A 231-nucleotide genomic window follows, 5' to 3' on the forward strand; every position below is an offset into this window, starting at 1 on the left:
GGCCGGTGGAGATGATGTCGATAGGTGCACCGACAACCTCTTCGATTTTCTTGATGTAATCGCGGGCCGCCTGGGGCAGCGCATCGAGCGACTGGGCACCGAGGGTAGAATCGCTCCAGCCGGGGACTTCTTCGTACACCGGGTGCAGGCCTTCGTAGTCGTCGGAATCCACCGGGTTCGGTACAGCGTTGCCATCGGCATCGGCGTAGCCCACACAAATCTGGATGGACT

General features: G+C 60.6%; 1 protein-coding gene. It reads right to left on the minus strand.

Translation table 11 applies throughout. The features are described from left to right. Positions 1–231: adenylosuccinate synthetase (locus A3709_RS20865; RefSeq protein WP_197484337.1), on the minus strand; the 231-nt coding region annotated here is incomplete at both ends.

The organism is Halioglobus sp. HI00S01 (assembly GCF_001635445.1).
GTDB lineage: Bacteria > Pseudomonadota > Gammaproteobacteria > Pseudomonadales > Halieaceae > Halioglobus > Halioglobus japonicus.